The 22,743-nt window shown below is 61.4% G+C and carries 18 protein-coding genes; all 18 read left to right on the plus strand.

Annotated elements, in window-relative coordinates:
• Positions 1 to 90 precede the first annotated feature (90 nt).
• Positions 91 to 1,635 carry a glucan biosynthesis protein G gene (locus EZI54_RS16930; RefSeq protein ID WP_131483065.1) on the plus strand — a complete coding sequence of 515 codons (1,545 nt, stop codon included), beginning with the start codon at positions 91 to 93 and terminating at the stop codon, positions 1,633 to 1,635.
• Between the two features lie 21 nt (positions 1,636 to 1,656).
• Entirely contained in the window at positions 1,657 to 1,911 is a 255-nt protein-coding gene (locus EZI54_RS16935) for a hypothetical protein (protein WP_131483066.1), read from the plus strand.
• Positions 1,904 to 4,030, plus strand: coding sequence for a glucans biosynthesis glucosyltransferase MdoH (mdoH, locus tag EZI54_RS16940; protein ID WP_131483067.1), 2,127 nt, complete (start codon positions 1,904 to 1,906; stop codon positions 4,028 to 4,030). Before EZI54_RS16935 ends, mdoH begins: the two co-directional genes overlap by 8 nt.
• Before the next feature lie 42 nt (positions 4,031 to 4,072).
• Entirely contained in the window at positions 4,073 to 5,656 is a 1,584-nt protein-coding gene (locus EZI54_RS16945; protein WP_165495776.1) for an OpgD/OpgG family glucan biosynthesis protein, read from the plus strand.
• A gap of 109 nt (positions 5,657 to 5,765) precedes the next feature.
• Positions 5,766 to 6,446 (plus strand): GntR family transcriptional regulator, encoded by a 681-nt coding sequence (locus tag EZI54_RS16950; protein ID WP_131483068.1) that lies wholly within the window; start codon positions 5,766 to 5,768, stop codon positions 6,444 to 6,446.
• A 13-nt stretch (positions 6,447 to 6,459) separates the two neighbouring features.
• The gene (gene prpB / locus EZI54_RS16955; RefSeq protein WP_131483069.1) at positions 6,460 to 7,347 is read left to right on the plus strand and encodes a methylisocitrate lyase; all 888 of its coding nucleotides are present in this window, start codon (positions 6,460 to 6,462) and stop codon (positions 7,345 to 7,347) included.
• Between the two features lie 102 nt (positions 7,348 to 7,449).
• Positions 7,450 to 8,577, plus strand: coding sequence for a bifunctional 2-methylcitrate synthase/citrate synthase (prpC, locus tag EZI54_RS16960; RefSeq protein WP_131483070.1), 1,128 nt, complete (start codon positions 7,450 to 7,452; stop codon positions 8,575 to 8,577).
• Between the two features lie 154 nt (positions 8,578 to 8,731).
• Complete coding sequence (gene acnD / locus EZI54_RS16965; RefSeq protein WP_131483071.1) at positions 8,732 to 11,338, plus strand: Fe/S-dependent 2-methylisocitrate dehydratase AcnD; 2,607 nt, start codon at positions 8,732 to 8,734, stop codon at positions 11,336 to 11,338.
• A gap of 195 nt (positions 11,339 to 11,533) precedes the next feature.
• Positions 11,534 to 11,881 carry an endonuclease domain-containing protein gene (locus EZI54_RS16970; protein WP_207389252.1) on the plus strand — a complete coding sequence of 116 codons (348 nt, stop codon included), beginning with the start codon at positions 11,534 to 11,536 and terminating at the stop codon, positions 11,879 to 11,881.
• Between the two features lie 79 nt (positions 11,882 to 11,960).
• Positions 11,961 to 13,139 (plus strand): 2-methylaconitate cis-trans isomerase PrpF, encoded by a 1,179-nt coding sequence (prpF, locus tag EZI54_RS16975; protein WP_131483072.1) that lies wholly within the window; start codon positions 11,961 to 11,963, stop codon positions 13,137 to 13,139.
• A gap of 133 nt (positions 13,140 to 13,272) precedes the next feature.
• Positions 13,273 to 14,757, plus strand: coding sequence for a 2-methylcitrate dehydratase (prpD, locus tag EZI54_RS16980; protein WP_131483073.1), 1,485 nt, complete (start codon positions 13,273 to 13,275; stop codon positions 14,755 to 14,757).
• Between the two features lie 201 nt (positions 14,758 to 14,958).
• Positions 14,959 to 15,690, plus strand: coding sequence for a PEP-CTERM sorting domain-containing protein (locus EZI54_RS16985; RefSeq protein ID WP_131483074.1), 732 nt, complete (start codon positions 14,959 to 14,961; stop codon positions 15,688 to 15,690).
• Positions 15,691 to 15,891: 201 nt separating this feature from the next.
• Complete coding sequence (locus EZI54_RS16990) at positions 15,892 to 17,304, plus strand: TIGR03013 family XrtA/PEP-CTERM system glycosyltransferase (protein ID WP_131483075.1); 1,413 nt, start codon at positions 15,892 to 15,894, stop codon at positions 17,302 to 17,304.
• A gap of 71 nt (positions 17,305 to 17,375) precedes the next feature.
• The gene (locus tag EZI54_RS16995) at positions 17,376 to 18,002 is read left to right on the plus strand and encodes an XrtA/PEP-CTERM system exopolysaccharide export protein (RefSeq protein WP_131483076.1); all 627 of its coding nucleotides are present in this window, start codon (positions 17,376 to 17,378) and stop codon (positions 18,000 to 18,002) included.
• A gap of 76 nt (positions 18,003 to 18,078) precedes the next feature.
• The gene (locus EZI54_RS17000; protein WP_131483077.1) at positions 18,079 to 19,605 is read left to right on the plus strand and encodes an XrtA system polysaccharide chain length determinant; all 1,527 of its coding nucleotides are present in this window, start codon (positions 18,079 to 18,081) and stop codon (positions 19,603 to 19,605) included.
• Entirely contained in the window at positions 19,605 to 20,507 is a 903-nt protein-coding gene (locus EZI54_RS17005) for a P-loop NTPase family protein (protein ID WP_242674506.1), read from the plus strand. Before EZI54_RS17000 ends, EZI54_RS17005 begins: the two co-directional genes overlap by 1 nt.
• 16 nt (positions 20,508 to 20,523) lie before the next feature.
• Complete coding sequence (locus tag EZI54_RS17010) at positions 20,524 to 21,786, plus strand: porin family protein (RefSeq protein ID WP_131483078.1); 1,263 nt, start codon at positions 20,524 to 20,526, stop codon at positions 21,784 to 21,786.
• A complete protein-coding gene (locus EZI54_RS17015) occupies positions 21,783 to 22,739 on the plus strand; it encodes an XrtA system polysaccharide deacetylase (RefSeq protein ID WP_131483079.1) in 957 nt (318 codons plus the stop codon). The genes EZI54_RS17010 and EZI54_RS17015 overlap by 4 nt, the downstream gene beginning before the upstream one ends.
• Positions 22,740 to 22,743: the final 4 nt, after the last annotated feature.

The following is a 22,743-nucleotide window of genomic DNA, read 5'->3' on the forward strand; positions in this document are numbered from 1 at the left end:
GAGCATGCGAACACCGGATAGGTCAGGGAGTTGGCGATCCGGCTTCTGACACGCCCTCTAATTTACTGAAACGACGGAGACGGACAGTCCATGCTTTCAGCCCGATTGCTTTTGTTCCTGCTAGCCCCTGTGATGCTGCTGGCCACCCAAACAGCCAGCGCCTTTGGGCTGGACGATGTGGAACAGATGGCAAAAGCCCGGGCTGGAAAGCCCTTCGAAGCGCCTGCGCCGGCGCCCCAGTTCCTCCGGGATCTCAGCTACAGTGATTACCAGGCCGTCCGCTTCAAGCCCGAGGCCAGTCTCTGGCGAGAGGGCCGGTCCCGCTTCCAGGTACGGCTGTTTCCCCCGGGAAGCTACTATGCCCATGCGGTGAAGCTGCACCAGGTCGACAGCCAGGGCGTGGAGCCCATCACCTTCGACAAGGCCAACTTCAACTATCCGAACGATGCGTTTGCCAAGCGCGTTCCGGCAGACCTGGGCTATGCCGGGTTCAAGCTGGCGTTCCCGCTCCACAAGGAAACCAATCCCGAGCAATTCATGGTCTTTGGCGGCGCCAGCTATTTCCGTGGGCTGGGACGGGATAACCGGTTCGGGCTCTCGGCGCGGGGCATCGCTATCAACACCGGTCTGCCATCCGGTGAAGAAGTCCCCAGTTTTGTGGAGTTCTGGCTGGAGCGACCGGCCGGCGGCAGTGACACCATGCGCGTCTACGCGTTGCTGGACGGCCCCAGCCTGACCGGTGCCTACCAATTCGATATCCACCCGGGCGACAGCACCCGTGTGGATGTGACCGCCAAGCTGTTCTTCCGGGACCATGTCGACCTGCTGGGGCTCGCGCCACTGACCTCGATGTTCTATTACGGTGAGAACACCGTTCGGCCGGTAGGGGAATGGCGTCCGCAGGTGCACGATTCCGATGGCCTGCTGATCCACGACGGCGACACCGGTGAATGGCTTTGGCGCCCCCTGCTGAATCCCCGCAAGCTGCGGATGAGTTATCTCCAGGCCCAGGATCTCAAGGGGTTCGGCCTGATGCAGCGCAACACCCGGTTCTACAACTTCGAGGACATGGAAGCCCGTTACGACAAGCGCCCCAGTGCGTGGGTCGAGACGAAAGGCGACTGGGGCAAGGGGCATGTGGTGTTGGTGGAAATTCCCACGCGTTCCGAGGTTAACGACAACATCGTCGCCTTCTGGCAGCCGGAAAGTAAGGTCAAGGCCGGAGACGAGCGGACCCTGCAATACACGCTGAGCTTCGGCGGCCCTTCGATTGCCAATCAACCCACGGCACATGCCATGCAGACATTCGTGGGCGAGGGCAATCGGATCGGTGGTGGGAATGTGGATGGCGCCTACCGGCTGATTGTCGATTTCAAGGGTGGCGAGCTGGACAAGCTCAAACCGGACGCTCCGGTTGTCAGTCAGGTGACCGGTGGGGATCACGTCAAGGTGATCGAGCATTTTGTCGAGTACAACGAGCCCAGCAATGCCTGGCGGCTTTCCATGCTGGTCCAGCCAGAGCCGGATGCAGACATGACCCTGCGCGGCTTCCTGAGCATGGACGGTAAACCGCTGACCGAGACCTGGACCTATCAACTGCCGGTCGACTCGGATTTGCGGACACCAAAGGAATAACCCGGTCAGGAGGAAGAGTGGATGCAACGAGCTGTCTGTCAACAAGCCCTGGATAGGTTGATCGCCTACCTGCGTGGTTGTGGTGTGGAAATCACATCCGAGAACTGCCGGAAGGCGCTTCGACTCGTGGACCGGGCGCTGGAGACGGGGAGTCACGATGTCATGGCGCGGGCCATGGACATGATCCCGGACTATTTTGACTTGCCCCCCCTGGCTATTCCCCAGCAAAGCCCGTCGTTGATGCGCGGCAGTATCGGATACCATCCCTATGTCTGAAGCGCTCCAGGAGCGAACAACCCAAGGCGCCGTGCCGGCGAAAACCACTAAACGTTATCGCTGGCGGGGCATCGCCTTTGTCCGGCGCAGTCTGCTGATCCTGTTCGTTTTTGGGCAGACCACTGTGGCTTGCTATTACCTGCTGTGGGTGCTGCCTTACCATGGAGGGACCGGCGTTGAGCTGGGCCTGCTGATCCTGTTCGCCCTGCTGTATTCCTGGATTGCCGTCGGCTTCTGGACTGCCATGCTGGGGTTTGTCCTGCGCCTGTTCGGCGGTGACCGGCGATCCCTCATGCGGCGGCATTCGCCGGAAGAGCTCGATAAGACTCCGCTGGGAAAGACGGCCGTGATCATGCCGGTCTACCACGAGCCCGTCCACCGCACGCTGAGCGGCCTCAAGGCGGTCTATCGGGATATCGAGCGTGCCGGGCAGATCGAGAATTTCGAGTTCTACATCCTCTCCGACAGCCGGGATCCCAACGTCTGGCTGGAAGAGCAGGCGACCTGGCAGCGGATGGCGGAAGAGCTTGGCGCCGAAGGCCGGATGTTCTACCGGCGCCGGACCGTCAATCTCAACTACAAGAGCGGTAACGTCGCCGATTACCTGCGTCGCTGGGGGCGGCGGTCGAAGTACATGGTCGTGCTGGATGCGGACAGTCTGGTCAGTGGCCGTACCCTGGTGCGGATGGTGCAGCTCATGGAGCGCGAGCCCCAGTGCGGCATCCTGCAAACCAACCCGACGCTGATCAACGGCCGATCCCTGTTTGCACGAATGCAGCAGTTCGCCAACCGGGTCTATTCCCCCCTGTTCGCCACGGGCCTGGCGGCCATCCAGATGGGCGACGCCGCCTTCTGGGGGCACAACGCCATCCTTCGGGTGGATGCCTTCATGGCGCATTGCGGTCTGAGGAAGCTGCCCGGCTTCGGCATCTTCGGCGGCCCGATCCTCAGTCACGACTTTGTCGAAGCCGCCTATATGGGGCGGGCAGGCTATGAAGTGTGGCTGGAGCCGGGACTGGGCGAAAGCTATGAGGAATCGCCGCCCACCCTGTCCGATGAGCTGACCCGGGATGAACGCTGGTCCAAGGGCAATATCCAGCACCTGTGGATCATGCTGTTCGGCCGCAAGCTGCGGTTTGCCCACCGGATGGCCTTTATGAACGGCATCATGGCCTACTGCGCCTCGCCGTTGTGGCTGGCCTTCCTGATCCTGACCACAGTCGAGGCGGCGCAGATGGCGCTGTCTCCCATCGACTATTTCCCGGAAGGGCACCAGGGGTTGTTCCCGCTCTGGCCGGAATGGCGGCCGGAGTGGGCGCTTGGACTGGCGCTGAGCACCATGGCCCTGCTGTTTATCCCCAAATTCCTGGCCATCCTGGATGCCGTGATTCACCGCCATTCAAAATTTTTCGGTGGGATCGGACGGTTGTTTGTCAGCGTCCTTGTGGAGATCGTCATCTCCGTCCTGCTGGCCCCGGTGCGTATGCTGGCGCATAGCCGCTATGTGCTGGGAGCTCTGATGAATTTCTCGCTCAGTTGGGCCGGCCAGAACCGGACCGAGGAAACCACCTGGCGGCAGGCCATCGTGACCCAGTTGCCCGGCCTGGTGGTCGGGGCATCCTGGTCCACCTTTGCCTGGAGCCTGGATCCGCTGTTCTTCTTCTGGTCACTGCCGGTGGCGATTCCACTGGTCCTGGCGGCGCCGACCTGTGTCTACCTGAGCCGGGTCAGCATCGGCGAACGCTTGCTACGGCACCGCCTGTTACTGATTCCCGAAGAGATCAGTCCAAGCCCGCTGCTCGACGACGCCGAGATCAGCCGGGAAGCCGAACCCGAAGAGTCGCCGCTCACCAATTTCGAGGAAGCCGTCCTGCGACCACACCTGAACCAGATGCACCAGGCCCTTGCCGGCAGTCACCGTCGCCGCGCGCGCGCGGAGGTGCTGGCGACCCTGGTCCAGCGCTGCCTGCGGGAGGGGCCGGATGGCCTCACCCGCAGTGAGCTCAGTCAACTGTGCCGGGACCAGGAGTCCCTGGCCACACTTCACCATGAAGCGTGGCGTGCCCGCCCGGAAAGCTACTGGGGCCGCCGCATTGAAAAACTCACCGCCGGTGACTGATTGACCTGACCCAGCAGGGGTAGAAAGGAGGAGACCATCCGCATGGACCGTCGTACCGTGATGAAAATGCTCGCTGCCGCCGGGGTGCAGGGCCTGCCCCTGTCGGCCCTGTTCCAGAGCTCCCTGGCCAACGCTCGACCGATTGGTGAGCCGCAGGCGTTCAGCTACGCATGGCTCAAGGGGCGGGCAAGAGAACTGGCCTCCAAGCCATTCAAGTCCCATGAGGGCGAACTGCCGCGATCGCTGAAGAATCTGTCGTGGGATGATTACCAGGCGATCCAGTTTCGCCCCGAGAAGTCCCTTTGGCAGGACGAGGGCAGCGCCTTCCGGGCTCAGCTGTTCCACCTTGGCCTGTTCTTCAAGACGCCGGTGCATATCTACGAAGTGACCGATGGCAAGGCGCAGGAACTGGGTTACGACCCGTCCTATTTCAGTTATTCCGGTAAACAGCCGCTGGGTGATTTACCGGAGGACCTGGGCTTTGCCGGCTTCCGTATCCAGTTTCACACCAACTTCAAGCTGGACCTGGCCGCGTTCCAGGGGGCCAGCTATTTCCGCGCCGTCGGGAAAGACATGCAATACGGCATGTCGGCCCGCGGACTGGCCATCGATACCGCCACGGACCATGACGAGGAGTTTCCGAAGTTCACTGCCTTCTGGCTGGAAAAACCGCAACCGCACAGCACCAAGCTGACGGTCTACGCGTTACTGGATTCTCCCAGCACCACCGGGGCCTACGTGTTCGACCTCTATCCGGGGCGCAACATGGTGATGGACATCGGCGCCGCCCTCTATCCGCGTAAACACATCGAGCGGTTGGGTATCGCGCCGCTGACCAGCATGTACCAGGTGGGCGAGAACAATCAGCGCATGGACTACGACTGGCGTCCGGAAATCCATGATTCCGATGGCCTGGCCATGCACACCGGCGCCGGGGAGTGGATCTGGCGACCACTGGTGAACCCCCGCGGCGTCCGCGTGAATACCTTTGTCGACAAGAACCCGCGCGGTTTCGGTCTGCTCCAGCGGGATCGCGACTTCGACCATTACCAGGATGACGGCGTCTTCTATGACAAGCGCCCCAGTGTGTGGGTCGAACCGAAGGAAGACTGGGGCAAGGGCAGCGTCATGCTGGTGGAGCTTCCCACGGTCGATGAAACCTTCGACAACATCGTGGCGTTCTGGAACCCCGAGAAACCGCTGGCACCCAACCAGGAGCACCTGTTCTCCTACCGGCTCAACTGGGGTGAACAGGCGCCGGTGAAGCCCTACGAACTGGCCACGGTTCGTGCGACCCGGACGGGCCTCGGCGGCGTCGTGGGCCAGAAGCGGGAATACTTCTCCTGGCGCTTTGCGGTGGATTTCGCCGGTGGCGCACTGGCTATGCTGGGCAAGGACGCCAAAGTGGTTCCGGTGATCACCAGCAGCCGGGGCCGCATCGAAATCACCTCGGCGCGTCCGTTACACGAGATCAACGGTTATCGCGCCATGTTCGACCTGGTACCGGACGATTCCGAGGAGCCGATCGACCTGCGTCTCTACCTGAAACTGGACGACCAGCCCCTGACCGAAACCTGGGTCTACCAGTACACGCCGCCGCCCAAGGATCAGCGCAAGATCTACTGATTCCCCTCCCGCATTGTCAACAATCCGGACATCCTCTAGTCCGGATTGTTGACAAAAATAATATCCGGGCGTAGTTTTCTTGCCATCACGGATATTATTGTCAACAAAAATGCTTGAGACCGTCACTCCAACGCAAACCCGTGCAGACGAAGCCTTCGAATGTCTGCAAACCGCGATCGTCAAGGGCGAGCTGGCCCCGGGCGAAAAGATCGGTGAAGTTGAACTGTGCGAACGCTTCAACCTGACCCGTGGCCCGCTGCGGGAGGCCCTGGGACGCCTGGAATCACGTGGCCTGCTGGTGCGCCGTCCCCACGCCGGTTTCAAGGTCGTCTCGATCAACGGCGAAGAACTGCTCGAACTCTATCGTATCCGCGAAGCCATGGAAGGGCTGGCCGCCTGCCAGGCCGCCGAGCGCATGACCGATGCCGAAATCGCCGACCTGCAGCGCTTGCTGGATCGCCACGAAGAGATGGTGGACGAAGCGCAGGGACAGGCGTATTACCAGCATGAAGGAGACTATGATTTCCATTACTGCATCGCCATGGGCAGCCGCAACCGGAAGCTCAGCCAGATGCTCCTGGGTGACCTGTATTACATGGTTCGCCTGTATCGCTACCGGTTGAGCACGTCCGCCGGCCGTCCTCATCGCGCCCTGCGCGAGCACCGCAGTATTGCCGACGCCATCGCCAACCGCGATGGCGAACTGGCGCAGTTTCTGATGCAGCGTCATATCAACGCGGCACGCCTGAACATCGAGAAAAAGATTCAGGAAGGTGTCCTGACATTCTGAACGGGGAGATTTTATGAGCCAGTCACTCACAGCCGGGGCCCGTTTCCGCAAAGCCCTAAAAGAGAGCCATCCACTTCAGATCGTGGGCACCGTCAACGCCTATTGCGCCATGATGGCGGAAAAGGTCGGCCACCAGGCGATCTACCTGTCCGGTGGCGGCGTCGCGAATGCGTCTTACGGTCTGCCTGATCTGGGCATGACCACCATGAACGACGTGCTGGAAGACGTGCGTCGCATCACCGCCGTGACCGACGCACCGCTGCTGGTCGATATCGACACCGGCTGGGGCGGGGCATTCAACATCGGCCGGACCATCAGGGAAATGGAACGCGCCGGAGCAGCCGCGGTGCACATCGAGGACCAAGTGGCCCAGAAGCGTTGCGGTCACCGGCCCAACAAGGAAATCGTCTCCCAGGAAGAGATGGTCGACCGCATCAAGGCCTGTGTGGATGCGCGAACCAACGAGAACTTCTTCATCATGGCGCGTACCGACGCCTTCCAGCGGGAGGGGCTGGAGCCGGCCATCGAACGGGCCAGGGCCTGCATCGAAGCCGGCGCCGATGGCATCTTCGCCGAAGCCGTGACCGAACTGGAACACTACCGCGCCTTCTCCGAAGCACTGGATGTGCCGATCCTGGCCAACATCACTGAATTCGGCGCCACGCCGCTGTACAACACCAAGGAGCTGGCAGGGGCCGGCGCCGACATGGTGCTGTATCCGCTGAGTGCTTTCCGCGCCATGAACCAGGCCGCGCTGACCGTCTACCGGAACCTCCTGGAGAAGGGGGACCAGAAAGACGTGGTCGACATGATGCAGACCCGCATGGAGCTCTACGATTTCCTGAACTACCACGAGTTCGAACAAAAGCTGGATGCGCTGTTCAAACAGCATAAGGACTGAACGGCTGATTCCCGAATTCGGCGGTTGGCGGCACAACGCCCCAACCGCCAGACACCACAAGACTCGAAATAATCGCAAACAACGACGCACAAGGTGACAATCATGGCTGAGAAAAAACAGGGCGGCGCTGGCCTTCGTGGCCAGGTCGCGGGCGCAACCGCACTCTGTACGGTAGGTCAGAGCGGAACCGGTCTGACCTACCGGGGCTATGACATTACGGATCTGGCAGGCAACGCCCAGTTCGAAGAGGTGGCCTACCTGCTGCTGCGCGGCAAGCTGCCGAACCAGCAGGAGCTGGACGCCTACAAGGCCAGGCTGCAGGGCCTGCGGGCGCTGCCGGATGCGCTGAAAGCCGTTCTGGAGCAGATCCCCGGGGACGCCCATCCGATGGACGTGATGCGCACCGGCTGCTCCATGCTGGGCAACCTGGAGACCGAAGAGGACTTCAGCGAGCAGGATGACAAAATCGACCGCATGCTGGCGGTATTCCCGAGCATCATCACCTACTGGTACCGCTTTGTTCACGAAGGTGTGCGCATCGAGACCGACGGCGACTGCGACTCCATCGGCGGCCATTTCCTGGAGCTGCTGCACGGCAAGAAGCCCAGCGAGCTGCACGAGCGCGTCATGAACGTCTCGCTGATTCTCTATGCGGAGCACGAGTTCAATGCCTCCACGTTTAGCGCACGGGTCTGCGCCTCCACGCTGTCCGACATCCACAGCTGCGTGACCGGTGCCATCGGCACACTGCGCGGTCCGCTGCACGGTGGTGCAAACGAGGCGGCCATGGCGCTGATCCAGCAGTTCAAGACCCCGGACGAAGCGGAGCAGGGCCTGCTCGGTATGCTGGGGCGAAAGGAAAAGATCATGGGCTTCGGCCATGCGGTCTACCGGGAGTCCGACCCGCGTAACGCCATCATCAAGAAGTGGTCCGAAAAACTGGCGCAGGAAGTGGGTGACCAGGTGCTGTACCCGGTGTCCGTGCGCTGCGAGGAAGTCATGTGGCGCGAGAAGAAGCTGTTCTGCAATGCGGACTTCTTCCACGCTTCGGCCTATCACTTCATGGGCATCCCGACCGAGCTGTTTACGCCGATCTTCGTGATGTCGCGGGTCTCCGGCTGGACCGCCCACGTGAAGGAGCAGCGTGAGAACAACCGGATCATCCGCCCGAGCGCGGAATACACCGGACCGGATCACGCCGAGTGGCTGCCGATCGAGCAGCGCGCCTAAGACGCTTCCCGCTCTCTCCCGCCAGGGGAGAAAGGCTTATCCCCCAGGTTAGAGTTATAAGCTCCCCTTTCCCCTTTGCGGGAGAGGGGCCGGGGGAGAGGGGTATGAAGAGAGACCAACGCCACACCCGACCCATTATCGCCAAAGGTCAACCATGAACACTCAATACCGCAAGCCCCTGCCGGGCACCGGCTACGACTATTTCGACACCCGCGAGGCGGTCGACGCCGTCCAGCCCGGCGCCTACGACAGGCTTCCGTATACTTCCCGTATCCTGGCGGAGCAACTGGTTCGACGCTGTGATCCGGCGTCACTGACCGATTCCCTGAAGCAGCTCATCGAGCGCAAGCGGGACCTGGATTTTCCCTGGTATCCGGCCCGGGTCGTGTGCCACGACATCCTCGGCCAGACCGCATTGGTCGACCTGGCCGGCCTGCGCGATGCCATCGCGGAGAAGGGCGGTGATCCGGCCAAGGTCAACCCGGTGGTGCCCACCCAGTTGATCGTGGATCACTCCCTGGCTGTCGAACACCCCGGCTTCGAGAAAGACGCGTTCGAGAAGAACCGCGCCATCGAGGACCGCCGCAACGACGACCGCTTCCACTTCATCAACTGGACCAAGACCGCGTTCGAGAACGTGGACGTGATCCCGCCGGGCAACGGCATCATGCACCAGATCAACCTGGAGAAAATGTCGCCGGTGGTCCAGGTGCGCGACCGGGTGGCCTTCCCGGACACCTGTGTCGGCACAGACAGCCACACGCCGATGGTGGATGCGCTGGGCGTGATTTCCGTGGGTGTCGGCGGCCTGGAAGCCGAAAGCGTCATGCTGGGCCGCGCCTCCATGATGCGCCTGCCGGACATCGTCGGCGTGGAGCTGACCGGCAAGCTGCAACCGGGCATCACCAGCACGGACATGGTGCTGGCCCTGACCGAGTTCCTGCGTAAGGAGCGGGTCGTGGGCGCCTACCTGGAGTTCTTCGGTGCTGGTGCCGACAGCCTGACCGTGGGCGACCGCGCCACCATCTCCAACATGACGCCGGAGTACGGCGCCACCGCGGCGATGTTCTACATCGACAACCAGACCATCGACTACCTCAAGCTGACCGGCCGCGACGACGACCAGGTGGCCCTGGTGGAGAAGTTCGCCAGGCACACCGGTCTGTGGGCCGACAGCCTGAAGACCGCCGAGTACGAGCGCGTCCTGAAGTTCGATCTGTCCAGGGTGGTGCGCACGCTGGCCGGTCCGTCCAATCCGCATGCGCACCTGCCCACGTCCGAACTGGCCCAGCGCGGCATTGCCGGCCAGTGGGAAGAGAAGGAAGGTGAAATGCCGGACGGCGCGGTCATCATCGCCGCCATCACCAGTTGTACGAACACCTCCAACCCGCGCAACATGGTGGCGGCCGGCCTGATCGCCCGCAACGCCAACAGGCTGGGGCTGATCCGCAAGCCATGGGTGAAGTCCTCCCTGGCGCCGGGGTCCAAGACCGTCAAGATGTACCTGGAGGAAGCCAGCCTGCTGCCGGAACTGGAACAGCTCGGCTTCGGTGTCGTCGCCTTTGCCTGCACCACCTGTAACGGCATGAGTGGGGCACTGGATCCGAAGATCCAGCAGGAAGTGGTGGATCGCGATCTGTATTCCGTGGCAGTGCTGTCCGGCAACCGCAACTTCGACGGCCGGATACATCCCTATGCCAAGCAGGCGTTCCTGGCCTCGCCGCCGCTGGTGGTGGCCTACGCCATTGCCGGGACCATCCGCTTCGACATCGAGAAGGACGCCCTGGGCCACGACTCCGACGGCAACCCGATCCTGCTCAAGGACATCTGGCCCAGCGATGAAGAGATCGACGCCATCGTGAGGTCGTCGGTCAAGCCGGACCAGTTCCGCGAGACCTACATCCCGATGTTCGACGTCACCCGCAAGGCCCAGTCCCAAACGGACCCGCTCTACGAATGGCGCCCGATGAGCACCTACATCCGCCGCCCACCGTATTGGGAAGGCGCGCTGGCCGGCGAGAAAACTCTCAAGGGTATGCGGCCGCTGGCGGTTCTCGGTGACAACATCACCACCGACCACCTGTCGCCGTCGAACGCCATCCTGGCCTCCAGTGCCGCCGGTGAATACCTGGCGAAAATGGGCCTGCCGGAGGAAGACTTCAACTCCTACGCGACCCACCGCGGCGACCACCTGACGGCGCAACGGGCGACCTTCGCCAACCCGAAGCTGCTGAACGAGATGGTCCGCGACGAGAACGGTGATGTGAAGCAGGGTTCCCTGGCGCGCATCGAACCGGACGGGAAGGTAGTGCGCATGTGGGAAGCCATCGAAACCTACATGGACCGCAAACAGCCGCTGATCATCGTCGCCGGCGCCGATTACGGGCAGGGCTCTTCCCGGGACTGGGCCGCCAAGGGCGTGGCCCTGGCGGGCGTCGAAGCCATCGTCGCCGAAGGCTTCGAGCGGATCCACCGCACCAACCTGGTGGGCATGGGCGTGATGCCGCTGCAGTTCGAGGAAGGCACCACCCGCAAGACGCTGGGGATCGACGGCACCGAGACCTTCGACGTGAAAGGCGAGCCGGCACCCCGGGCGACCCTGACGCTCGTGATCCACCGCACCAATGGCGAGAGCCAGGAAGTTCCGGTCATTTGCCGCCTGGATACGCAGGAAGAAGTCTCCATTTATAAGGCGGGCGGTGTGCTGCAGCGCTTCGCGCAGGACTTCCTGGAGGCTGAGGCGGATAAGGCGAGTGCTTGATCAGGTTCCTCCTTTTTTTCGCGAGCCCTTCTGCCACGAGGGGAGAGCGTAGCCAACTCGAGGTTTAAGTAAATTAAGCCTCTCTCCCCTGGAGGGAGAGAGGTTTGGAGAGAGGGGGGAGCGTCTTGATCCAAAAGCTGGAGATTAAAAGTGGTGAAGGAGCACCAATCCCGCGCAAAGGATCTGCGCGCGAACATGACCGATGCTGAGCATAAGCTGTGGTGGCATCTGCGAGGCCACCGACTCTGTGGCCAGAAGTTTAGGCGCCAGCAGCCCATTGGCCCCTATATAGTCGACTTCGTTCACTTCGGAGCTCGACTGATCGTCGAGGCCGATGGTGGTCAGCATAACGACAGCGAGTATGACAGGAAGCGCGATGCCTGGTTGACGGCTAAAGGCTTCCAGGTTCTGCGATTCTGGAACCATGATGTTTTAAAGGATATCGAGACGGTGCTGGAAGTGATTCTTCGTGAGGCTTCTGCCCCCTCTCCCCCAGCCCCTCTCCCGCGAGGGGAGAGGGGAGTTAACTCGAGGCATGACTGAGTAAGCCTTTTTCCCTGGAGGGAGAGAGGCTAGGAGAGAGGGAAAGCCCCAGAACCCAATCTGGACCAGGAATACCAAAATGACCCGCAAACCCCAAATCAGAATCCCCGCCACCTACATGCGTGGCGGCACCAGCAAGGGCGTGTTCTTCAACCTGACCGACCTGCCGGAAGTGGCGCAGGTACCGGGCGAAGCACGCGATAGGCTGCTGCTGCGCGTCATCGGCAGCCCCGATCCCTACGGCAAGCAGACCGACGGTATGGGCGGCGCCACCTCCAGCACCAGCAAGACGGTGATCCTGTCGAAAAGCGAAAGCCCGGATCACGATGTGGACTACCTGTTCGGTCAGGTCTCCATCGACAAGCCGTTTGTCGACTGGAGCGGCAACTGCGGCAACCTGACGGCGGCCGTCGGCGCCTTTGCCATCAACAACGGCCTCGTCGACCCGGAGCAACTGCCGGAAAACGGCATCGCCACCGTCCGCATCTGGCAGAAGAACATCGGGAAAACCATCATTGCCCGTATTCCCATGACCAACGGGGAAGTCCAGGAAACCGGCGACTTCGAACTGGACGGCGTGACCTTCCCGGCCGCGGAAGTCCAGGTGGAGTTCATGGACCCGGCCGATGGTGAGGGCGCGATGTTTCCCACCGGCAACGTGGTGGACAACCTGGACGTCCCCGGCGTCGGCACCCTGAAAGCCACGATGATCAACGCCGGCATACCGACCATCTTCATCAACGCCGACGCCATCGGCTACGACGGCACCGAGTTGCAGGAAGCCATCAACAACGACGACAAGGCCCTGGCCCTGTTCGAGACCATCCGCGCCCATGGCGCCGTCAGGATGGGATTGATCGGCGATGTGGCCGAGGCTGCCAACCGACAGCACACCCCCAAGGTTGCCTTTGTGGCACCGCCGAAGGGTTACGTGGCCTCCAGCGGCAAGGCGATCGCGGCGACTGATATCGACGTGCTGGTCCGCGCCCTGTCCATGGGTAAGCTACACCACGCCATGATGGGCACCGCTGCGGTGGCCATCGCTACTGCCGCGGCCATTCCGGGCACGCTGGTGAACCTGGCCGCCGGTGGAGGCGATCGCACATCCGTGGTGTTTGGCCACCCGTCGGGCACGCTGCGTGTCGGGGCCGAAGCCGAGCAGGTGAACGACCAGTGGAGTGCGAAGAAGGCCATCATGAGCCGCAGCGCCCGGATCCTGATGGAAGGCTGGGTGCGCATTCCAGGCGATGCTTTCTGAGTGGTTCCCCGCTCTGGAAACCGGGTGACTCGAAGCCGCCCGGTTTCCGGTCCATACTGACGCCATCATTTCCAGAATGGCCGGGGCAGGGCTGATCGACCAAACGGCACAATCCCGGCCAGGGAGACGCCCCATGTCAGCGACATTCGACCTCAACGAACGCCCCGATTACGATGACGTCCTGCAGAAAATCGCGGACTACGCCCTCAACTACCAGGTCGACAGCCTCGAGGCCCTGGACACGGCCCGCAACTGCCTGATGGACACCCTCGGGTGCGGCCTGCTGGCGTTGCGCTTTCCCGAATGCACCAAACACTTGGGGCCGATCGTTGAAGGTACGGTGGTGCCCCATGGCGCCCGGGTGCCGGGTACCTCCTTCCGTCTCGACCCGGTCAAGGCCGCCTGGGATATTGGCTGCATCATCCGCTGGCTGGATTACAACGACACCTGGCTGGCGGCAGAGTGGGGGCATCCGTCCGATAACCTGGGCGGGATCCTCGCCGTGGCGGACCACTTGTCACAGAAACGCCAGGCCGAGGGCCAGGCGCCGCTGACGATCCGAGACGTGCTGGAGTGCATGGTCATAGCCCACGAAATCCAGGGCGTGCTGGCGCTGGAGAATTCCTTCAATCGCGTTGGGCTGGATCACGTGGTGCTGGTGAAGGTGGCCTCCACCGCCGTGACCGCAAAACTGATGGGCGCCAATCGGGAGCAGATGCTGTCGGCACTGTCACACGCCTGGGTGGATGGCCAGGCCCTGCGTACCTATCGCCACGCCCCCAACGCCGGGTCGCGTAAATCCTGGGCGGCCGGCGATGCCACCTCCCGGGCCGTGCGGCTGGCGGACATCGCCATGCGGGGCGAGATGGGCATTCCCGGCGTGCTGACGGCGCCGCAATGGGGCTTCTACGACGTGCTGTTCAGCAAGACCAACAAGGACCAGAAGCTCAAGCCCGAAGACCAGCGCCGGTTCTCGCTACCCCAGGACTTCGGGTCCTATGTCATGGAGAACATCCTGTTCAAGATTTCGTTCCCGGCCGAGTTCCACGCCCAGACGGCCGCCGAAGCCGCGGTGACCCTGCATCCCCAGGTGAAGGACCGGCTGGATGAGATCGACCGGGTAGTCATCACCACCCACGAATCCGCCATCCGCATCATCTCCAAGGTGGGCAAGCTGGCCAATGCCGCGGATCGCGACCACTGCCTGCAGTATATGACGGCGGTTCCGTTGATCTTCGGTGCACTCACCGCCGACCACTACGAAGACAGCTTCCACCAGGCCCATCCGGAAATCGACACCCTGCGGGACAGGATGGAGATCGTGGAAGATCCCCGCTACACCCGCGAATACCTGGAGCCGGACAAGCGCTCGATCGCCAATGCCGTCCAGGTGTTCTTCAGCGATGGCTCGAAAACGGAAAACGTGGCGGTGGAGTACCCCATCGGTCATCGCCGGCGCCGGAAGGAGGGGATTCCGCTGTTGGAGGAGAAGTTCCGGGCCAACCTGGAGACCCGTTTCCCGAAGGCAAGGTGCGATGCCATTCTTGATCGGTGTGTGGACCAGAAGGCGTTCGAGCGTACATCCGTCCCGGAATTCATGGCGCTGTTTATGATCTGAAACAGATTTTACAAGTTTTTTAAAAAAATTAAGGGGTTGATTCCTAGCCAGATGCGTCCGTTTTCTTTACATCGGCTTGGTCATAAATCTATCAAAATGAATGTTAAGGTATTGATTTAAAGTAAATAAAAAATTATGGCCTTCTTGTTGCAGTCCCTGAGCCGCGGACAAACAACAACCTCACTGGTTTAGGAGCTGTGCATGAAGATGGAACGTGTTCTCGGTATTAGTGCGGGCATCGCGCTCGGCGTGTCCGGCCTTGTGGCCTCTGTGCAGGCGGCACCGATGCTGTATGTCAGCGGTGCCGGCGAATCCGCTGCGCAGGCTGCTGAAACCAACTTTCTCGCCAAACTGAAGTCGGGTTACCTGACGGAAGATTTCGAGTCCTATACGGCTGGCGCGACCTCCCAGAGTAGCTCTATTGGAACGAGCGTAGGCTCATTTACCCAGGTGGTTCCCGGCGTTGGTGGTGACTGCGACAGCGGTTCATTCACCTGCACCGGTGGTGTCGCCATCCTGGACGACCTGACCTCACCGTTCTCGGGGCGCTTTGCCACCCCAAGTGGCGCGGACAACAACAACTGGCTCGACAGTATGGACAGCCAGGAGATGACCTTCTCGCTGACGCCGGGCTTTAACGCGCTGGGGTTCTACATCACCGATCCGAACGATGTCGGTGGCCGGATGACGGTGGGTGGAACCACATTCACCTTCGAGGACATCTTCGGTTCCGCGCTGGGTAACGGCAACGTGTTCTACATCACGCTGTTCGACTCGGAAGGGCTGGGTGACGTCACTTTCTATGCCAATGCCCCGGACGACGGTTACGGCATCGATAACGTGACCGTTGGTGAAGTACCGGAACCGGGATCACTGGCCCTTATCGGCCTGGGTCTTGCCGGTATCGGAGTGATGCGTCGTCGCAAGGCGTAAGCCGGCGAGGGTGTCGTCACAACCTGCTAAACCCCGGCTTTGCCGGGGTTTTTGCTGTCAGGAATTTTTACATGCGCCTTCCATCCTTTCGTGTTTGCACTCAATTGCAGTCCGGTCCGGAAGGAGTAGACTTCAAGGGAATTGGAGTTCCTTCCATCGGATTTATGGGCACGTCTGGCAGGTTGGCGTGAAGGAGTCGACGTGGCACACGTCAGAGTATTCAGGCATTACATTCATCTTCCGTTTGTCATTCTGGGTCTGATCGATTTCAGCGTTATTGTGGGCGTTTTTTGCCTCGCGGTTTTCTTCCGTTACTTCGGGGACATCAGCTATTTCTCGGAATCGATTGCCTACATCCTGCCGTCCGCCGTGGTCTTTGCGGCACTCAACATGCTGCTGATGATGGCCATGGGGGTGCACCAGTCACGCTTGGAAGACGGCCTCTCCGGCATGATGCTGCGGACCCTGATCGCATTGATCCTCAGCATTCCGTTTGCGTTGACGGCTTATCTGCTCAGCCGGGATTGGCTGTGGTATCTCGGCGGGGACGGCGTGATCACGTCGGCCTCCGTTTTCGGGTTCTTCCTGCTCGGTATCGCCCGCATCATCTTTTTCACGCTGGTGGGCGACGACGCGTTCAAACGCAGGGTGCTGGTCCTGGGGACCGGTTTCCGGGCCCGGCAGTTACTGGAAGACCTCCAGACGCCTTTCAACCGCAAGGGCTTCAACCTGGTGGGCTTCGTGCCCATCAACGATGAGCCGATCGAGGTGCCGGAGAAATACCTGGTGAATGTACCGGGAACGTTACACGAGTACGTGGCGCGTCGGCCGGTGCAGGAAATCGTGGTCTCCGTGGAAGACCGCCGTAAGGGCCTGCCGATGGAGGACCTGCTGGAGTGCAAGATGCAGGGCGTAAGGATTGTCGACGGTGCGGTGTTCTACGAGCGGGAATCCCGCAAGGTCGCCATGGAGATGATCACCCGCGGCTGGCTGGTCTTCTCGGATGGTTTCTCGGTGTCTTCGGTGTCCGGTTTTGGCAAGCGGGCGCTGGATATCCTGGCCGCCGGCACGCTGCTGATCGCCTCCAGTCCGCTCATGCTGCTGACCTTCCTCGCCATCAAGATCGAGGACGGCTGGTCCGCGCCGGTCTTCTACAGCCAGGAGCGGGTGGGTTTGCGGGGGCAGGTCTTCAAGGTCCACAAGTTCCGTTCGATGCGCACCGACGCGGAAAAGGACGGCGCCGTCTGGGCCCGCCAGAACGATACCCGCGTGACCCGCGTCGGTGCTTTCATCCGCAAGGTGCGCATCGATGAGCTGCCGCAAATCTTTAACGTGTTGAATGGCACCATGTCGTTTGTCGGCCCCCGGCCGGAGCGTCCCATGTTCGTGGAGCAGCTGGCGGAAAAAATTCCGTTCTACAACGAGCGCCACCGGGTCAAGCCCGGCATCACCGGATGGGCACAGCTGTGCTTCGCCTACGCCGATAACGAGGAAGACAGTCGGGAAAAACTCCGCTACGACCTGTACTACATTAAGAATCAGAGTCTGCTGCTGGATTTGTTGGTTATTATTCAGACAGTGGAAGTAATATTGTTCAAGAAAGGATCACGCTAGGCGTTTGTGTGGTGGACACCGCGCGGCGCCAGTAACCGTGGCTTTCGAAATAAAAGAAGCGAGGATGTGACATGGCAAGGATGGTAATTGGGCTCGTTGTACTGTTTTCTCTTCTGGCTGGTTGTGCCTCGCAACCCGCGTCGTCGCCCCAACAGATCGAGGCGGCGCTCAACAAGAACGCCGGACCGGTCGATCAGTATATCCTCGGCCCCAACGATGTGGTCCAGGTGTCGGTCTGGCGTAATCCGGATCTCAGCGTCAGTGTGCCCGTTCGCCCGGACGGCCGGATTTCCGTGCCCCTGGTCGGCGACGTCGTGGCCGCAGGTCTGACGCCGGAAGAACTGGCCGACGATGTGCAGGACAAACTCGAGCAGTACATCCGCCAGCCCCAGGTGAGCGTGGTCGTCACCGGCATGAACAGCCACGAGTTTACCGACCGCGTGCGGGTCACCGGTGCCGTCCAGAGCCCCATGACCATGCCTTTCCGCGATGGCATGACGGTGATGGACGTGGTGCTGTCGGCGGGCGGCGCGAACCCGTTCGCGGACCTGAACGACGCCATGCTCTACCGCCCCATGGGCAAGGAGGTGGTGGCGATTCCCGTCAAGCTCGACGACATCCTCACGCGGGGTGATATCGCAACCAATTACCGGCTTTTGCCCGGGGACATCCTGACGGTGCCCGAGCGCAGTTTCTGAGTCTCTGGATGAGGCCCCGGCCGGGGTCGGGCCTCCCGGGTGATCGCACGTTAGTTTTGAGTTTCAGGTAACACCTATGGCACTTCCACTGATTCAACTGCCCAGCGAAATTATCCGCGAAGTCCGTGCCCGCAAATGGCTTGCGCTGGCGGCCTTTGCCATTGTCAGTTTTGGCGTACTGGCAGCCGGGTTCCTCTGGCCCTACAAGTACGAGTCTGAGGTCGTCATCTATGTGGACGACGACAACATCATCCGCCCCCTGATGGAGGGCAGTGCCGTCACCACCAAGATCAGTGAGCGGGCGTCGGCGGCCCAGGAGCTGCTCTGGAGCCGCGGCGTCATGGAAAGCGTGGCCAGGGATACCGATACCTTCGGGCCCGAGGCGGCGACCCTTCCGGCGGAAAAACTGGAGGCCAGGGTGAACTGGCTGCGCGCTAACCTGGAGGTTCACCCCCGTGGCGACAGTTATTTCAGCATCGGCTTCCTCTCCGAATCGCCGGCACAGGCCTATCGGGTATCCCAAAGGCTAGGGCAGGCCTTTATCGAGGAATCGACGCGACGTAAGCAGGCCGAGAGCCGCAGCGCCTACGAATTTATCGACAACCAGGTGAAATCCTACGAGGACTTGCTGGCGGAGTCGGAAAAGCGGTTGAAGAACTTCCTGTCGGAGAACGTCGACGGCACCGAGGGCGAGGCCAACAGCAAGATGTCCGATCTGCGCAGCAAGCTCGAGCTGGCACAACTCGACAAGCAGGAAACGGAAACCCGGGTGGCCTCGCTGCAGAGTCAACTGGCCAATGTGAATCAGAACATTCGCCAGGAGAAAACCGTCGATGCCTACCAGCAGCGGATCAACAGCATGCAGGATCAGTTGGATAACCTGCGGCTGAAGTACAAGGATTCCTATCCGGACATTGTCGCCCTCCAGGAACAGATCTCGGTGCTCAAGCGTCAGCGTGACCGGGCAAGGGCCAACGGCAGTACGTCCGATGCGAGCATGGCGACCAGCTCCACCGTCAATCCGCTGTATCAGGACCTGAGTTCGGATCTGGCCAACGCCCGGACCCAAATGGAAATGATCAACACCCGGATCAGCTCGTTGAAGAAACTGCTTGCCGAACAGGTCTCGCGCATGGAACGCATCCAGGACAACAAGGCAGAGTACTCACAGCTGACCCGTGACATGGATGTCAACAAACAGATCTACAACGACCTGCTCAAGCGGCGCGAGCGCGCCAGGGTATCCATGCACCTGGATATCAAGGGCCAGGGGCTGAACTACCGGATCAACGAAACGGCCCGGTACCCGCTGAAACCCGAAGGGGCACAGTTTAACCAGTTTGCCATGGCCGGCCTGCTGCTGGGCCTGCTGGCTCCATTCGGCGCCATCGCCGGGCTGCTGCAAATTGATCCACGGGTGCGGGCCAAGTCCCAGTTGGAGGATGAGGTCGGTATCCCGGTCCTGATCGACATCCCCCGCGTGAGAACGCCCTTTGAGATGCGACGGGAGCGGCGGGTGACATACGCCGTCATTATATGTGCAGTATTGGTGATCGCCGCCTATGTCGGTATTGCCGTTGCTTCAGTCATGGGAGTCATTTGATGAACGGAACGCGCCAGAGCAGAGACGTTGACGGTCCTTCCGGGCAGGACGAGCAGAACGAGTTGGATGCTCTCCGCCAGCGCCAGCGCCGGCTGGGCCGGGAAGAGGACTCTGTGACCCGGTCCGAGCCCGCCAAAGCCGGCTCAAGCGAATCGGAAGATGCGCGCCTGCTGGTCCCCAGCACGCTTGAGTTGGGCGCCGGGGCGGTCGACCGCTATGTGATGAGCCGCCAGATCAAGCGGATGCAGGAGCCCCGGCAGCTCACATTCGACGACCTGGACGAGCGCCGCATTATCTATCCGGAGTCGCCCAACCGGGAGCTGGTGAACCGGTTTCGCAGTCTGCGGACCAAGCTGCTCGAAATTTCCGGCGGCAACAACTTCACGCTGGTCGTCAGCGGTGCGACGGATGGGGCCGGTTCATCCTTCATTGCGCTGAACCTGGCCGCCGCGTTTGCGTTCGACCAGTCCAAGACCGCGCTGCTGGTGGACTGCAACCTGCGGGAGCCGTCACTGCACACCATGCTGGACATGTTCCCGGATACCGGTCTGACGGATTTCCTGGAAGAATCGGACTACGACGTCGCCAAGATTATCTATCCCACGGGGATTCCCCGGTTGCGTCTGGTGCCCGCCGGCAGTCGCCGTGAGTCGCCGGCGGAATTCTTTACCTCGTTCCAGATCAAGCTGTTCCTGCAATCGATTCGCCGTCGTTACCCGGACCGTTTCATCATCCTGGACACGGCTTCGATCAGCCATTCGCCGGATGCGCGGATCCTGTCCGATCTTTGTGACTACTCGCTGCTGGTGGTGCCCCATGGTAAGGCAACGCCATCGGCGGTGGAGCAGGCCGCGCATTCGTTCGATCCCGAGAAATTTGCCGGAGTGGTTATCAATGGGTAGTTCTTCCGAATCAGGGATGATTCGAGGCCTTGTCATCCTGGCCGGTTCACTGGCTCTCGGCGCGGCCGCCGTGGTCCATGCCGAACCGGTGAGGCTCAGTATTGGTGCCGACAGCCGATTCAGCGACAACATCAAGCGCAGCGAGTCGGGGGAGAAATCGGACATGGAAAACCGGGTCAAGCTCAGCATTTCCCACAGGACCGATCCGGGGCGGTGCATATCGGACCTGAACGCCGATCTGGCCTATGGCATCTATGCCAACAACACTTACGATCCGGAGCCCTACGCCTTTGTCGACTGGCTGGGCCGTTGCCAGATTGCCGAGCGCTTCTTCTGGGATGTCACCAACGAAACGCGCGATGTGGTCCAGAGCAACACCGAGCCCAATACCCCGGACAACCGCAGCCGCCGGAACATCTTCAGCACGGGGCCACGATACGTCTGGAGCGTCACCCCGGTCGACACGATCAACGTTTCGGCCCAGTACGAGAACATCGAGTTCAATGAGCCGGAAGAGCGGGACAGCGAGGCGGGTCTGGGATCCGCCGTCTGGAGCCACCTGTTTTCCGAGCTGCTGACCGGCGGGTTGAGCCTGTCCACCGAGCATCGTGAGTACGACAACAAGGAAAAGGTTGATCGGAACACGGCGACCCTGTTCTTCTCGAAGGATTTCGCGGCCACCACGATTTCCGGCTCACTGGGCGGGACCTGGTTGAAGCGCCGGTTCTTCAGCACCGAGCAGTCGTTCAATGGCTGGGTGGGTGACCTGAGGCTCGAACGCCAGATCAACGAAGCCTCCTCGTTCTACGTGGCCGCAAGCCGCCAGATCACGGATGAAACGTCCGAGTTCGATTTCCTGTTCGACGGCGTGACCTACACGATTGAAGACACCGCCGCCGTTGAAGTGAGCGATGTCCGTGGGGGCTACACGCGCCGTTTCAGTGATACCTCGGCCCTCAACCTGAACGCCGTCGCCACTCGCTCGGACAACCTGAAGACCGACTCACGGGAGGGCCGGGTTGCTTTCACGGCCGACTACCGCCGTCCCGTCACCGGGCAGATCGACTTTACCGCGGGTACGCGGTTCGCCTACATCGACAACAAGGACAATGACACCCAGGACGAGATTATCGGCGTCAATGTGGGGCTCAGTTGCCAACTCCTGTCCGATCTGGACCTGAGTGGCAAAATTGGCCACAACCGGCGCAACAGCGATGTTGCCTCCCGGGAATATGCGGAGAACTGGGTGCTGGTCAGCCTGGAGTACCAGATCCGATGAGGCACCTGACCGATCAAAGCCGCGATCAACGCCCCGTCAACGCACTGACGGTGGACGTCGAAGACTACTTCCAGGTGGCTGCGCTGGCCGAGGCCGTGTCCCGGGATGCCTGGGACACCATGGAATATCGGGTGGAAGCCAACACCGATTGCCTGCTGGCCCGGTTCGAGAAGCACGGCATTCGTGCGACGTTCTTTACCCTGGGCTGGGTCGCGGAGCGATCGCCCGCGCTGGTGCGTCGCATCCAGGCTGCCGGCCATGAGATCGCCAGCCATGGCTACAGCCATCAGTTGATCTACAACCAGACGCCCGACGTTTTCCGGGACGAGACCCGGCGGTCGAAGCGGATCCTTGAAGACATCACCGGCGAGCCGGTTACCGGGTATCGTGCGGCCAGTTATTCGATCACCCAACGCTCCCGCTGGGCGCTCGACATCCTGGCGGAAGAGGGCTTTACCTGGGACTCGTCGATTTTCCCGGTCCATCACGATCGCTATGGCATGCCGGGCACGCCGCGCTGGCCACATCGGCTGAAAACCGATGACGGCCACGAGCTGGCGGAATTCCCGCTCAGTACGCTCCAGTTCCCCGGCTATACGCTGCCGATTGCCGGCGGCGGCTACTTCCGGCTGTTTCCCTACTGGTTCAGCCAATGGGGGCTGGGGCAGATCAATCGTCAGCAGCAGCCTTTCGTGTTTTACCTGCACCCGTGGGAAGTGGACCCCGGTCAGCCCCGGCTCAAGGTCAAATGGCTGTCACGTTTCCGGCATTACAACAACCTGGAAATCTGTGAGGCGCGGTTGGAAAAGCTGCTCCGCCGTTTCCGCTTCGCGGCGATGAGCGATGTGCTGCGGGAACGTGGGGTGCTGTCGCCCGGAGCGGGTAACGAAGCGAGCAGTGCGGGCCCGGCGGACACCGACGTGGTGCCGGGTCGCTCTGCGGTATCCCATTAGGGAC

Source organism: Marinobacter halodurans, assembly GCF_004327985.1.
Lineage (GTDB): Bacteria > Pseudomonadota > Gammaproteobacteria > Pseudomonadales > Oleiphilaceae > Marinobacter_A > Marinobacter_A halodurans.